This window comes from Vibrio sp. 1288 (assembly GCF_033344475.1).
This window is the reverse complement of record NZ_JAWPOX010000008.1, coordinates 94,897-110,025: the sequence shown is the minus strand read 5'-3', so window position 1 is coordinate 110,025 and position 15,129 is coordinate 94,897. Positions and strand designations below refer to the sequence as shown.

General features: G+C 45.4%; 11 protein-coding genes. 5 read left to right on the top strand and 6 right to left on the bottom strand.

The genetic code is table 11. The annotated features are described in order from the left end of the window. Nucleotides 1–152: 152 nt before the first annotated feature. Nucleotides 153–650 carry a hypothetical protein gene (locus R8O11_RS08395; protein WP_005375116.1) on the top strand — a complete coding sequence of 166 codons (498 nt, stop codon included), beginning with the start codon at nucleotides 153–155 and terminating at the stop codon, nucleotides 648–650. Between the two features lie 85 nt (nucleotides 651–735). Continuing rightward, complete coding sequence (locus R8O11_RS08390) at nucleotides 736–2,367, top strand: ABC transporter ATP-binding protein (protein ID WP_171342461.1); 1,632 nt, start codon at nucleotides 736–738, stop codon at nucleotides 2,365–2,367. A 241-nt stretch (nucleotides 2,368–2,608) separates the two neighbouring features. Here the strand turns inward: R8O11_RS08390 and R8O11_RS08385 are convergent, their stop codons facing one another. Continuing rightward, the gene (locus R8O11_RS08385; RefSeq protein WP_318194075.1) at nucleotides 2,609–4,642 is read right to left on the bottom strand and encodes a prolyl oligopeptidase family serine peptidase; all 2,034 of its coding nucleotides are present in this window, start codon (nucleotides 4,640–4,642) and stop codon (nucleotides 2,609–2,611) included. A gap of 120 nt (nucleotides 4,643–4,762) precedes the next feature. Next, nucleotides 4,763–5,662 carry a LysR family transcriptional regulator gene (locus R8O11_RS08380; RefSeq protein ID WP_005375112.1) on the bottom strand — a complete coding sequence of 300 codons (900 nt, stop codon included), beginning with the start codon at nucleotides 5,660–5,662 and terminating at the stop codon, nucleotides 4,763–4,765. A 162-nt stretch (nucleotides 5,663–5,824) separates the two neighbouring features. Between R8O11_RS08380 and R8O11_RS08375 the strand changes: the two genes are divergently transcribed. Continuing rightward, the gene (locus tag R8O11_RS08375) at nucleotides 5,825–7,516 is read left to right on the top strand and encodes an L-lactate permease (RefSeq protein WP_005375111.1); all 1,692 of its coding nucleotides are present in this window, start codon (nucleotides 5,825–5,827) and stop codon (nucleotides 7,514–7,516) included. 315 nt (nucleotides 7,517–7,831) lie between these two features. Further along, entirely contained in the window at nucleotides 7,832–8,971 is a 1,140-nt protein-coding gene (gene lldD / locus R8O11_RS08370) for an FMN-dependent L-lactate dehydrogenase LldD (RefSeq protein ID WP_158155471.1), read from the top strand. A 90-nt stretch (nucleotides 8,972–9,061) separates the two neighbouring features. Here lldD and R8O11_RS08365 read toward each other — a convergent pair whose 3' ends face one another. Then, a complete protein-coding gene (locus tag R8O11_RS08365; RefSeq protein WP_256899180.1) occupies nucleotides 9,062–9,409 on the bottom strand; it encodes a helix-turn-helix domain-containing protein in 348 nt (115 codons plus the stop codon). Nucleotides 9,410–9,710: 301 nt separating this feature from the next. Between R8O11_RS08365 and R8O11_RS08360 the strand changes: the two genes are divergently transcribed. Beyond that, on the top strand, nucleotides 9,711–10,814 hold the full coding sequence (locus tag R8O11_RS08360) for a mechanosensitive ion channel family protein (RefSeq protein WP_005375107.1): 1,104 nt from the start codon (nucleotides 9,711–9,713) through the stop codon (nucleotides 10,812–10,814). Nucleotides 10,815–10,886: 72 nt separating this feature from the next. Here R8O11_RS08360 and R8O11_RS08355 read toward each other — a convergent pair whose 3' ends face one another. The 3 genes from R8O11_RS08355 to R8O11_RS08345 all read right to left on the bottom strand — a co-directional run bounded on the left by R8O11_RS08355 (nucleotide 10,887) and on the right by R8O11_RS08345 (nucleotide 15,121). Beyond that, nucleotides 10,887–11,606, bottom strand: coding sequence for a carbonic anhydrase (locus tag R8O11_RS08355; protein ID WP_158156056.1), 720 nt, complete (start codon nucleotides 11,604–11,606; stop codon nucleotides 10,887–10,889). A gap of 141 nt (nucleotides 11,607–11,747) precedes the next feature. Beyond that, complete coding sequence (locus R8O11_RS08350; protein ID WP_158155473.1) at nucleotides 11,748–12,716, bottom strand: spore coat U domain-containing protein; 969 nt, start codon at nucleotides 12,714–12,716, stop codon at nucleotides 11,748–11,750. Next, a complete protein-coding gene (locus R8O11_RS08345; RefSeq protein ID WP_213986635.1) occupies nucleotides 12,713–15,121 on the bottom strand; it encodes a fimbria/pilus outer membrane usher protein in 2,409 nt (802 codons plus the stop codon). The genes R8O11_RS08350 and R8O11_RS08345 overlap by 4 nt, the downstream gene beginning before the upstream one ends. Between the last annotated feature and the right edge of the window lie 8 nt (nucleotides 15,122–15,129).

Sequence of the window (15,129 nt, the reverse complement as noted above, 5' to 3'; positions counted from 1 at the left end):
TGTAGAGATTATTTGCTTAATTTTAAGTGATTTACCTTCCACCCTAGATTGATTGGACATTTTATGAACACATAAGTGATATTAACACGCACTTGCAATTGATAATCAATTTCATTTAATATCTAAACAAATCAAATGTTGTGGAGATGGATATGAATATTGAGCAATGCTGGATGCGCTACTTAAAAGCGGAGCAACTGATGGAACAAGGCCATTGGCCAGAAGCTCATCGTTTATATGACGACGTGCTCAACAATCTACCCAACCACATTCATCTAGCGCTAGAAAATGCACAAACTAAACCTTGCCAGTTTGTATGTCTCATTACGGGGCTTAGAGATGCCAGCGTGACGCAATCAGAGATTCTCAACAAACTCGGCTTACAGCATGATGCGTTCTCAATACTCAATCAAACTTACGCGCTATTTCAATTTTTGCAGCTAGAGAGCCATGAACTGATTGAGCGCGTAGGTCACCTACTTGGTCAACAGAGCGAAGACTTGTTAGCTCACATGGCGGCATTTTGCTCTGCCCAACGTAATGCTCAATGGATGATAGAACTCGAGCACGTAACGCGCGCACATGAGCAGTTCTTACATTTGCAAGCAATGAGTTCGGCAAAATCTTCGCCTTCTCACCTGTATAATTAATCTAAAGCTCAAGCATTGAGGACAACTAGGTTTGTGCTGTCCATTACTTGAGTATCATTTGCTTTATCAACCACAAGGATCTGTGATGTCTTCTAAAACCATTCTTTCGGTGAACAACCTATCAGTCAGCTTTACGACAAACGATGGTATCGTCGATGCAGTAAAGAATGTTAGCTTCGATTTAAAAGCAGGCGAGACGCTGTCCATCGTTGGCGAATCTGGCTCTGGCAAGTCAGTATCAACCAATGCACTGATGAAACTACTGCCAGACAACGCTATTTTGCATGAAAGCTCATCCATCATGTTTGAGGGTAGCTCCATCTTGGATAAAACAGAGCGTGAAATGCAAAGTATTCGCGGTGATCGCATTGGCATGATTTTTCAAGAGCCGATGACCTCACTAAACCCGTACATGCGGGTGGGTATCCAAGTCGCTGAGGCCATCATGTGTCACCGCCCGGTCGACAAACGAACAGCAAAAGCAAAGGTGTTAGAGCTGTTTGAATTGGTTCATATGCCAAACCCAGAAAAAGCGTACAACAAGTACCCACACGAATTTTCTGGTGGTCAATTGCAACGTATCATGATTGCGATGGCACTGATTAACGAGCCCGATATTTTGATCGCCGACGAACCAACAACGGCGTTGGATGTCACGGTTCAAGCAGAAGTGTTGCACCTGATTAAAGAAATTCAGGCTCAGATGGGCATGGCAATCCTATTTATTACTCATGACTTAGGCGTCGTAAAACACTTTGCAGACCGTGTCATTGTGATGTGTAAAGGAGAAGTCGTCGAAGAAGGCGAAACACAAACACTCTTCAAGGACCCAAAGCACGAATACACACGTATGCTAATCAATTCGATTCCTAAAGGCAGTAAGGAGCCTATTAGCGAAAGTGCTACGCAGCTGTTAAAGGCTGACGATATACGAGTCAAATTCTTGGTAAAGTCGCATTTTATTGCGAGCAAGAATGAGTACTTCGAAGCGGTAAAAGGCATTTCTCTTGAGCTTAAACAAGGAGAGACCCTCGGGATCGTTGGGGAGTCCGGTTCAGGTAAGTCTACACTCGGCCGAGCTTTGATAGGTCTACTGCCCTCAACTGGCAAAATAGAATATAAAGGCCAAGATATGGCCTTGCTGACAAACAAAGAACGTTTTGAGCTGAAAAAAGACGTTCAGATGGTATTCCAAGACCCTTATGGTTCGCTTTCTCCTCGTATGACTATCGGCGAGATCATCACTGAAGGATTAACTGTCCACCAGCCAATGTTGAGTAAAAAAGAACGTATGCAGAAAGCACGCGACGTGCTTCGAGAGGTTCGCTTAGATCCCGCGTCCATCAACCGTTATCCACACGAGTTTTCGGGAGGCCAGCGTCAGCGTATTGCTATCGCGCGAGCACTAATTCTTGAGCCTTCGTTTATTTTGCTTGATGAGCCAACCTCTGCATTGGACCGCTCGGTTCAACTGACTGTGATTGATCTCCTGAAAGATTTGCAGAAAAAACACAATATTGGCTACTTGTTTATTAGCCACGATCTATCAGTCGTCAAAGCCCTTTCTGATCGTGTTCTTGTCATGCAAAAAGGCGAGGTCATGGAACAAGGTACAGCCGAAAATATTTTCCAAAACCCTAAAAATGACTACACGAAAAAACTGATAGATGCCTCATTTGATCTTGAAAACAGTGAAAATCAGCACAATGCGGCTTAGGTTCATCACAGTTTCATATTCATAAACTAGGATTAAGAAAAGGTGATGATTTCATCTTGTCTTAAGAATGGCATAGCTGCCTTTCGGTTTGGCCGCCGAGACTGGTTGGTTCAAGAGTCAGACTTAGTCAACCTGGCTCAAATACTGGTAAACAGTATGAATTGAGTTCCCCCAACCATGAAAAATGCCGCGACAGAGTCGCGGCATTTTTTATTCTCAGAAGCTTCGAGTAACTAAGGCATTAAATCGACTCAATACCCATATTATGTAACGTAAATGCATACACGTCTGTGGTGAGGTCAATTTGCTTACTCAGCGGCATTCCTGCACCATGACCGGCATTAACATCAATGCGTATCAATACTGGATTAGCGCCTTGCTGTTTGTCTTGCAGCTCCGCAATAAATTTGTACGAATGTGCTGGAACCACACGATCGTCGTGATCAGCAGTTGTCACCAAGGTAGCAGGATATTGCACGCCTTCTTTTACATTGTGAACAGGAGAGTAGCCAAGCAAGTATTGGAACATCGCTTCGCTTTGCTCAGACGTGCCATAGTCATACTTCCAGCCTTCTCCAGACGTAAACGTGTGGTAACGCAGCATATCAAGCACACCTACGGCTGGCAGCGCCACCTTAAATAACTCAGGACGTTGCGTCATACACGCACCAACCAACAAGCCGCCATTTGAACCACCACGAATCGCTAGGCGCTCGGAGCTAGTGTAGTCGTTTTCAATCAGGTATTCCGCCGCCGCAATAAAGTCATCAAATACGTTTTGCTTTTGCTGCTGAGTGCCTGCGTTGTGCCAAGCTTTACCGTATTCACCGCCGCCTCGCATGTTGGCTACAGCGTAAATACCACCCAATTCCAGCCAGTTGGCCACATTGCCAGAAAACATCGGAGTGAGGCTGATGTTAAAACCGCCGTAACCATACAGCATGGTTGGCGCACTGCCATCAAGCGCGATGTCCTTCTTGTATGAGATGATCATCGGAACTTGCGTGCCATCTTTTGAGGTGTAGAACACCTGTTTTGATTCATACTCACTGCGATCGAATGGCGCTTTTGATTCTTGAAACAGCGTCGATTCACCAGACTCAACATCAAATGAGAAGATCGTCGGTGGTGTCACATAGTTAGTGAATGTGTAGTAAAGTGTAATTTCTTCTAACTTGCCAGCTAGACCATAAGCCGTGCCTTCTCCCGGCAGTTCTACATCTCGAATCCATTCACCTTGGTAGTTAAACTGCTGCACTTTAGAAAGTACATCCACCATATAAGTCGCAAACAGATAACCGCCACCTTTGCTGATTTCTAACGGCTGTTCCTGTTCAGCAATCACGTCAGCCCATTGTTCTGTCTGAGTGTTGTAGCTGACAACTTTGCCGTTCGGCGCATCTAGGTTGGTGTAAAGCAGCAAGGTTTCGTTTTGACTATCAATCAAGTAGGTGTCGCCTTGCGTTGTCTCGCGAAGCGTCACAATCGCTTGGGACTCAGACTGTAAATCAATATAAAACAGACGATTACCCGATGTGGATTCTGCGCCAGAAATAATGAGGAAGCGATCGTCCGTCGTCGTGGTACCAGACACATAACGATGAACCTGCGTATCCAACTCACCGAAAATCACTTTATCTTCAGACTGAGGTGTACCAAGTTCATGATAATAAAGCTTGTGATGTTCAGTTCGCGCAGATAACTCACTGCCTTGCGGCTTATCATAGCTAGAGTAATAGAAGCCTTTGCTGCCCAACCAAGAAATCGACGTAAACTTTGCATCCACAATCTCAGGCTCTAACTGTTCTTTGGTTTCCGCATCAATAACAAAGATTTTGCGCCAATCACTGCCCCCTTCCGAGATGGAATACGCGACCAAACGATAATCTTTAGAGAAGCTAACTTCGCCAAGAGAGGTAGTGCCCTCTTCGGAGAAAGTATTTGGATCAAGGAAAACCTCGGCTTCTCCCTCGCCTTTACGTCGATACAATACGCTTTGGTTTTGCAAACCGTCGTTTTTGTAGAAGTAGGTGTAGTCACCACGTACAAATGGCTGGGAATATTTTTCGTAGTTTTGACTCTTCGCCACTAAGTCACGGATTTGTTGGCGGTACGGTATCTGACCAAGGAAATCGAAGGTGACCGAATTTTGACCCGAAACCCATTGAGCGGTTTCTTCACTGCGATCATCTTCTAACCAGCGATAAGGGTCGGTAATGTCGTGACCAAAATAAGTGTCCACGACAGAATCTTTACGTGTTTTTGGGTAATGCATAACGTCCGTGTTACTCCGTTGTTTTTATTAAGTTGTTTATCTTCAATCGTTTTATTGCGGTGATTACCTTAGAGCACCCTATTTTGATTTCAACGACATTGTTTTAAATCTATGAAGAACCTAGAAATAATGAGATATCGTTAAGTATCGGTCACGAATGTGCTCAATAAGCAGCTTCACTTTGTTCGGTGGTTGACGAGTAAACGGATACACCGCGTAGATACCCAACTTTTTACCTACTAATTCAGGAAAAATATCCACCAGTTGACCATTACGAATATCGTGATACACCAAACAGCGCGGGACGTAAGCAATACCATGGCCGCCCAGAGCGGCTTTACGTAATGCGGTCGCGTTATCAGTAGAAAAGCAGCCCGATACTTTGACGATGTAATTGCCATCTTCTCCTTTAAACTCCCAATCCGTTGCACCTGTGGTTTGGTAAGCGTATTGCAGACAATTGTGCGTGGTGAGATCAATCGGCTCGATCGGTTTCCCATTTTTCGCAATATAAGAAGGTGACGCGCATACCACCCATTGGGAATCGAGAATATGTCGTGCGATCAAACTAGAGTCGGCTAAGTAGCCAGTTCGAATGACTAAATCGTAACCATCAGCCACTAAATCGACAAAGCGATTATCCAATGACATGTCCACGGTCAGACCCGGATGAAGGTTACAAAATTCGGCAACAGCATCAGCAAGTATCAAATCTCCAGAGATACACGGCACGGACATTTTTATATGACCGCTCACATTCTCTCCAAAGCCTGCAACAGCATCCATAGCCTCCTGAGTGGCCTGCTTCACATTTTTAGCACTGTGGAGTAACACCTTACCTGCCTCGGTCAAGGTTAATTTGCGCGTTGTTCGATATAATAGCTGAGCCCCTATTTCTTCCTCCAACCTCGCCATTCTTTTGCTAACTACCGAATTTGTAAGGTTATTTGCCTCTGCAACCTTACTAAAGCTGCCAAGTTCGATTACTTGAGAAAATAGGATTAAGTCGTCTGCTCTCATACCATTATGTCACTTTTGGAATTAATTATTTTCATTATTTCCCTATATCAACAAAAAATAAAGGAGTAAATTCACGCCAAATTAACAAAACCATTACAACAAAAAGTCACCTCTACAGCGGATTGACACCGTTCGAGAAGTCAGCGTACGAAGGATGTACAAATGAGTGAAACCCTACTTGCCCTAGTGGCATTTTCGCCAATTGTTGTTGCCGCCATCTTATTGGTTGGTCTCAACTGGCCTGCTAAAAAAGCCATGCCTGTTGCGTTCGGTCTAACCGTCGCTATCGCACTAATGTTTTGGGATATGTCAGCCAATCGCGTACTGGCCTCCGTATTCCAAGGACTGGGCATTACTGTCTCTGTTCTATGGATCGTGTTTGGTGCCATCTTCTTGCTCAACACTTTAAAACACACTGGAGCGATCACCACAATCCGTAATGGATTTACCGATATTTCGGCTGACCGCCGTGTACAAGCCATCATCATTGCTTGGTGCTTTGGCTCGTTCATTGAAGGCGCATCTGGGTTCGGTACCCCGGCAGCAATCGCTGCACCACTACTGGTTGCAATCGGCTTTCCTGCGCTAGCCGCTGTCCTTATGGGCATGATGATTCAGTCAACGCCTGTTTCATTCGGCGCGGTAGGCACGCCTATCATCGTAGGTGTAAACAAAGGTTTAGACACCCATAACATCAGTGAGTCGTTGGCCGCACAAGGTGCAACGTGGGAAATGTACCTGCAAGATATCACAGCGCACGTTGCTGTCATTCACGCAGTCGTAGGTACGATGATCCCAGTATTAATGGCGATGATGTTAACACGTTTCTTCGGCAAGAACAGAAGCTGGAGTGAAGGTCTGGATATTCTACCATTTGCACTATTCGCTGGTGTCTCTTTTACCGTTCCATACGCGTTAACCGGTGTTTTCTTAGGTGCAGAGTTCCCTTCACTTATCGGTGGTTTGGTTGGTCTGTCTATCGTTGTTACCGCAGCGAAAAAAGGCTTCTTAGTACCAAAGACTAAGTGGGATTTCGAAAGCGAAGACAAGTGGCCTGCAGAGTGGTTAGGCTCGCTAAAAGTCGATCTAAACGACAATCCGGGCAAGCCAATGAGCATCGTAAAAGCTTGGGTTCCATATGTAATGCTGGCAGTTATTCTCGTCGCAAGCCGCGTAAGCCCTGAGCTGAAAGGCTTTGTACAAAGCGTAAGTTTGTCGTTCAGCAACATTCTTGGTGAGACTGGCGTTAGCGCTGCGATTCAGCCGTTATACCTTCCTGGTGGCATTCTGGTGTTTGTCGCACTACTTGCTGCAATGTTACAAAGCGGTAGTGTAAAGCCATTGCGTGAAGCGTTTGGCGAGTCAAGCAAAACACTGATTGGGGCGGGTTTTGTCTTGGTATTTACCATTCCGATGGTTCGTATCTTTATCAACTCAGGCATCAACGGTGCTGACCTAGCAAGTATGCCCGTCACAACCGCAAACTTCGCCTCTGACCTTGTTGGTTCTGCGTTCCCAGCGCTGAGTGCCACCGTTGGTGCACTGGGTGCGTTCATCGCTGGCTCAAACACGGTATCAAATATGATGTTCAGCCAGTTCCAATTCGAAGTGGCACAAACGTTGTCTATTTCGAGTGTGATTGTTGTATCACTCCAGGCCGTCGGTGCTGCCGCAGGTAACATGATTGCGATTCACAACGTTGTTGCCGCATCAGCCACGGTAGGCTTGCTTGGTCGAGAAGGCGCAACATTGCGTAAAACGATTATCCCTACGTTCTACTACATTGTAATGACAGGCATTATTGGATTGGTTCTGATTTATGGCTTCCAAATGACAGATGTCTTAATGAAGTAACGCGAAACGCAGGGTTTACAGCCCTGCCTAATTTGACACAGCTGTCTGCACTACTACCCCGACATGTTGATTTAGCTTGCTACATCAATTCCCCCGACAGCTGTGTCATCCTTTCCAGTTTGCATAACTGATTGAGTGATTTAATAAAATTTTTCAACCAATTATGTAAATGGGTTACCAACATCATCGGTTCAAACGTAAGTGAACCATAGGTAACTATACTCATTTTGATGTCTTCACTGCTTTGCGATGAAGACTCAACGAAAGAGCAAATTGCTCCACAACTTTGCTTAGAATAACCGCTAGGACACCATTATGATTATCTCAGCTTCTACTGACTACCGCGCTGCCGCGAAAGCCAAGCTTCCCCCGTTTCTATTCCATTATATTGATGGCGGCTCTTACGACGAACGCACGCTGAAGCGTAATACTGACGATTTAGGTGATGTCGCTCTTCGCCAACGCGTCCTACGCGATATGACAGATTTGAGCCTCGAAACCGAGATCTTCGGTGAGAAACTGGCAATGCCAATCGCGCTAGCTCCTGTTGGTCTAACTGGTATGTACGCGCGCCGAGGCGAGGTGCAAGCAGCAAAAGCAGCCGAGAAAAAAGGCATCCCATTTACTATGTCAACTGTTTCGGTTTGTCCGATTGAAGAAGTCGCACCTTCAATTGAACGTCCAATGTGGTTCCAGCTTTACGTGCTGAAAGATCGTGGCTTTATGAAAAACGTACTTGAGCGTGCAAAAGCAGCAGGCGTAACAACGCTGGTGTTTACCGTTGATATGCCAGTTCCTGGCGCACGTTACCGTGACATGCACTCAGGTATGAGTGGCCCTAACGCGGCCATGCGTCGTGTATTCCAGGCGATGCGCCACCCAAGCTGGGCGCTGGATGTGGGTCTACTTGGTAAACCGCACGACTTAGGTAATATCTCAACTTATCGTGGTGAACCAACAAAGCTAGAAGATTACATCGGCTGGTTAGGCGCAAACTTCGACCCTTCTATCTCCTGGAAAGATCTTGAGTGGATTCGTGATTTTTGGGATGGCCCAATGGTTATCAAAGGCATTCTAGATGAAGAAGACGCGAAAGATGCGGTACGTTTCGGCGCGGATGGCATTGTGGTATCTAACCATGGTGGCCGTCAGTTAGATGGCGTACTTTCAAGTGCTAAAGCACTACCAAGCATTGCTGATGCAGTAAAAGGTGATCTTAAGATCTTCGTAGACTCTGGTATTCGTACTGGTCTTGATGTCGTTCGTATGCTCGCACTTGGTGCAGACTGTACGCTTCTTGGTCGTTCATTTGTGTACGCATTGGCAGCACAAGGCGGAGCAGGCGTTGAAAATCTACTGGATCTGTACGATAAAGAAATGCGTGTAGCAATGACGCTGACTGGAGCTAAGTCTATCGCGGATCTTTCACGCGATTCGCTAGTGAAAATCCCATAATCTTTGCGAGCGAGCAAAACAGAAACGAAAAAACGAGCCAACAGTGGCTCGTTTTTTATTGCTCTTCAACCCGATAATTTGACGAGCAAGCTAGCTAACTTGGTGAACGTACTCGATCACGACTTGGTTTCCGTCGATAAACACGTTACTGATATCACCATCCACCGTCACACGATTTTGTAAATAAACGGTACCAGATGTAGATAGATCACGCTCCGTCAAAGACGGAATCACCTGACCAGGACGTACATGTAGCTGCTCGCATAGCTGTTTTACAAAACCTAGCGTCAGTGGAGAATTACCACGTAACAAGCCAGAAAACTCGTGTAGACTCAAACCAAGGCGCTTAGCCATTTCCATTTGAGTGATGTGCATTTTGGCTTTTTGTGACATCCAGATGTCGTAGAGCGCGTTTCGATCCAGCTCTGTAAATTCCATATCTGCCTCCGCTAATTCAAGAGCCAATACACTCTCACACTTACTTAAGATAAATGTTAGCGATAAGTCAGAGAAGTTATAATTGATCGTCCAAATATCAACCCTCAATCATTGGTAGCGTACCTCTGAACATGCATGAGGCGGTCGCTCAACAGAACATTGAGGTGACTCTCTTGTCATCGGAAGGAAAAGTCCATCTCGGACGGTTTAGACATAAGTAAATGATTTAAAGGAAATCACTGGGGTGAAGGAGTAATATCTGCTACCTTTCCTTCCATGGTTCACTAGAAATAAGTTACATATGCCACAGTGGTTTACCGAATTACAAAGCTACATTGAAACGTCTCATCAAAATTGGAGTGGAAGCGTCCTTTTCATTACGCTCGCTAGCTTTATAGCTTGGATAGCTTGGCGGCTGATCCGCTCTCGCCTCGCTGCGCTCGTAGAGAAAACGCCCTTCCACTGGGATGACATGTTGCTTGATGCGCTAAAAGCGCCAGTCAGTACACTCATTTGGTGTTGGCCAGCAACCGTCTCTATCGGCATCATATTAGAGAGCGAGCTCAACGATAAAATAAACTGGTTAAGTACGCTGAAACTGATTTTAATCATCAGCATCTTCGTATGGACCGTTATGCGGCTCATTACCAATGTTGAAGAGCATGTTCTCGAACAAAAGAACCGAGATGAAACAACAGTACAAGCGATAGCTAAGGTCGCGCGCCTGTTCTTTATTACCGTCGGAATTCTAACCGTAATGCAGGCATTTGGTCTGTCACTATCGGGCCTACTTACCTTCGGTGGTGTTGGTGGTTTGATCGTCGGTTTAGCGGCGAAGGATTTGCTGTCTAACTTTTTTGGAGGTCTTATGATCTACTTCGATCGTCCATTTAAAGTTGGCGATTGGATCCGTTCTCCAGACCGACAAATAGAGGGGACGGTAGAACGCATTGGCTGGCGTATGACCATTATCCGAACTTTCGATAAGCGTCCACTGTATGTGCCAAACTCAGTGTTTAGCAGCATTGTCGTAGAAAACCCATCTCGCATGCTGAACCGACGTATCTACGAAAAAATTGGACTTCGTTACGACGATGCTGAAAAAATGCCGCAAATTATCACCGCGGTAAAAGAAATGCTGAAAAATCACAAAGACATTGATGCACGCCAAACACTTATCGTCAACTTCGATACATTCGGTCCATCATCATTGCACTTCTTTATCTATACCTTTACTAAAACCGTGAATTGGGTGAGATACCATGAGGTTAAGCAGGACATACTGCTTAAGGTAATCAACATCATTAAAGAACACGATGCAGATATCGCGTTCCCTACTCAGACGCTTAAGCTTGATCCTATACAAATGGTAAAAGCGGAAGAGCAAGAAGATCACGGCTTCTAGTTCTCACCAATACCCAAATAATCAAGCCCGCTGTGTTTAAGCGGGCTTTTTATTTTTCTTCGCATGAAGTGGTTATTGTTGCGTTAACACTATACGTGCATTCAGCGGTTGGATTGGGCGATTGTTTTTCCCCATTACTTCCGAAAAAGATTTTATCTGCTCAGGAGAAATAGTTTGTGCTTCTTTCATCACCAACCAACGCACACCTTCAGAGCATGGTGGTGTCGTTAGTGAGCCGTTAAAGCGGTAGTAGTCTTTATCACTTGGGATAAGGGCATCAGCATCAAATGGAACCTTGATGGTAACATCTTGATCTTTAGTTGGAATGTTAGCTAGCATCTTAGCTAGATCTGGGTTCGCGTCACCCAGTTTAAAGAACACCGCGACAACAGCTAGATGACCTACTTTGTCGGCATGCACAAAGTGTGCTTCTAGAGGGTATTCTTTACCGTCCACATGGTTTTCAGATGGCGTATGGAAGTGGAATTGTTTCAACGTAAACTCTTTACCATCAATGGTGAGTGTGTTTTTACCTTCTAAACCAGTCTGTAAAGTGTGACCGTTGTTCAGCAGTGAAATTGCCTTACCTTCGTAGTCGAAATTCAATTTTTCTAGCTTCGCTTCGGTCGCCGATTCAATGTTGATTGGGCTCTGGTTTTGACCTTTTGCGCACTCAGATGCAAACTCACCCCAATGAGCTGGCCCATGGTTTCCCTCGTAGCCCCAGCTTGCTGCATAAGCTGTTCCTGTAAATACCAGTGCCAAACCTAGTGTTGTTAGTGACTTCTTCATCATTTTCCTTATTTCTGAAAGTTAAATTCCGTGAGAATAAAGCCATACTAATCTCACAAAATTAAGCAGTGACAGAGTGAAAACTATGATTACAAAAGATTTTTGGAATAGAAGCCTCTAATGATGTAATTGACATGATGCTCAAAATTGAACGTCAACGATTATTGAATCGGTGTAAGTACCTGCAGGAGGGGTCGTTTGGCTGGTTAGTATCTGCGCGCGATAATTATAATTCTGTGGAGTGATACCATCCGGAATGGAGCCGCCAGTATCGACGTCACCGTGTTCACGACGTTCAGAACTGGTGCCTCCCCAGCGCTCCATCGTTGATGACTTATAGATTTCATACTCCAAATAGTGACCACTAGAAATCATTCGCCGCTGACCGCCGGACGCATTTAGGCCGTCATTCAAGCCAATGGAGAAGGAACTATTCTTGGTACAAGTTAACGATATAACCTGACTGACTGGTTCAAAACCGGCCACTAATGGGGACGAACCAAAATCAATATCTGGCGCTGTGATCATACAATCAGGGGTCACTTCCAACTCAACCGTAATCACGCTTTGAGCGCTGCCATTGGCGCGGCCAATGCATACCCCTAGAACCCCGATACCCTTACAGTAATCCCAAATCCAGGATACGGTGATTTGGTCTTTATAAGTCCCAGCGGAAAGATTACTACCCACTCCCGTCCGAGCATAGAGCGGAAACTCGGCTTGAGTGCCAAACAACCCGAGTAAATCGAGTAACCCGATTTCAAAAAAATTGTAAGTTTGGCCGAATACATACTCTTGTGAAAAACCTGGATCGCCAAAAATCTGATAGCTGAGCTCCGAACTCGAATCATCCTCATTTAATAGCAAACCATTATTTATACTGTTAAACGTTGCTGATACGTAGTCGCCACTTAACAAAGACACAAGTGTAGAAAAGTCACACGTAATCCCCGCATGAGGCTGAGCTGAGCTTTGCTGCTGAGAGCTTGAAACAGTAAACGAAGAAACATTGCCAAACAAGATTAAAGGTGCTGCCGCCGTGAGCTGACAAGCCATTGTCGAGCACGAGAAAAAGAGAAGTAGGCTAGCAAACCAGCTGCGCAAAATCATAGTGTGGTCTCTTCTTCGGCTTTGATACAAACCTGCTCAGGCAATGTTTGTATTTTTTGACTGTCACGCTGATACAACCCCTCAATAAACACTTTACATGGCGACTGTCCTTGAGGATAAAACTGAATATAGCGGCCTGGGTCAACGCCTTCAAAGTACGTAAAACCATCCCAACCAATTTGGCTTGTTAAGCCCGTTTCTGAGCGGCCATATGTACCAATCGGAAGGAACAAATGATTTTCGTCTACCACCGTCATGCTCAGTGCAATTTGTAGCTCTATTGGGAACTCTAACAGGTAGCCGTAGCCCGAATGTATCGAAGCAAACTGCTCTGTTGCAGAAAACGCAGCATTGGCAGGTAAATTAAGTGGATCGATTTCATATTTGGCGGTGTAATACGCCGTAGCCCAAGGAACAAGTAAGTAACCTTCATCATCTGTCACTCCGACAATTTGATTTTCATATTTAACCGGAATACCTTCAAAACCACTGGTGCTCACCACAGCGAAGCTGTCATACACTTCATTCGCTGGGAATATTTCTCCATCCAACGTAGAGACCGAACCTGCCATTTCCGCAAAATAATCATAGTCGCCACTGGTGCCATTTAACCCCGCTCTGAACTGCGCCCATGACGCACGGTAGGTCAAATCAGCCTGTTTACGGTTTTCTGGGTGTTCGTTAATATCATGCGCTAAATTGACGCCCCATCCACCTCGTATTGGCGCAAGGCGGCTGTAACCCACTCGCCCTCGCACATCGCCATCATCCTCTCTTTTCAGCGTTAGCCCCGAACTTCCCCCCAAAGAACTGAAAGGTAGAGAGAATTGCGCCAACGTAACACTCTGACCACCAATACTATGGTTGTAAGACAGGGACATATTGATATTAAAAGGCAGAGCGTAGCTATAAGTAAGATTTAGGGTACGTGAATCTGAGTCGGATTGTTGAATATCAAAGTACCCACCAGAAAGTGAGCCCCAATCTCCCAAACGGACTCCCATATTGATTTGTGATAGATGGCGCGACGCGAGTGAAGCGTCCTTGCCGTCATCGAGCATTTCGTAATTTGGTAAATGAGATAAGGTATAAAAGTCGGCTTGTTCTACTTGAGTTCGAGCAGCGAAGCTAAACCGCCGAGACTGATAACTATAACCTAGCGCATATGAGGTAGATTGATCCTGAAAATTACTCACACGAAACGAGGCATCCACCGTACCTAAATTGAAAGCATTGGTGACAAAGCCCAGCCCCGCAACGATCAGGTCATCTTTTGCTTCGGCTTGAGCTTCTAATGTTAACCAATCAGTCATGCCATGACGCAGAGCGGTAACCACGCCACCGTCTCCATAGTCGTTAGATGCATTACCGAAATTTTCTCTGATCGCACCAATACTCGCACTGTAAGATGTAAATCCGGTCTTGAGTAGATCGGAAGAGAGAAAAAATGGGCTGGTCATGACCGTTTGCTTACCTTGAGCATCCGTTGCAATTACCGTTGCTTCCCCAGCACCAGAGAGCATTGGAATATCGTTAATAATGAAAGGACCGGGCCCAACATTCATTGAGTCAGTTTTAAAGCCATTGATAAACAAATCTAACGTAGTGGGCGCTGTGACCTCACCGTAAAATGCAGGTAACGGCGTCGTCACGACATCCGGACGCATAGAGAAATCATGCGACAACTGAATACCCGCCAGTCTTACTGGTTGGCTCCAAGATAAAGGGCGAACAATATAGTCCCCTACCTCTATACGAATTCGCTTCTCTTGATTGACGTACTCGTAACTCGTATCAAAACGAGTGTACTGGCTGCTTTGCTGGGACTGAACATCGCGATGAAAGTTAGATTTAAATATCCCGGTAGTAGAAAAAACGCCAAACTCAGAAAAGGCTCTGACTTCATGATTTATAGAAACCTCCTTTTGTCGGCTTTCGTTCTCGTACACACCAAATACGTTGTAGTTAAGCAGGCCACCACGCCCAAACTGAGCCGGGGAAAATCGCCCCATATCCTGCGCTGATAAGCTCTGCATCGGTAACCAATTAGGCGGTACGTCAATTGCGAGTTGCAATGACGATTGCAAGTAACGCACGTTAACACCTGGGATAGACGTAACCTCAAGTCTCTCTTCGGTTCCAGGCAACGACGTGGCGGTAACCCCAACTGAAATGAGGTCCTCCCGGAGCAAAAAGAACTGATCGCCAACTCGCTCAACTTTCGCAACAAGCCCTGTTGCTCTTTGATTGATCACCAACTCCAGATTGAGGCTAATATTCTCAAACTTTTCTAATGAGAAATTTTCAGGACTCGGTAGCTCAGAGAAGTGGTTTGCTGAATTTGCACAAAGACCAATACTGCTCCACGTTACGCTAAGTAATACCAACCACAAGAAAGCATTCATTGTATTAA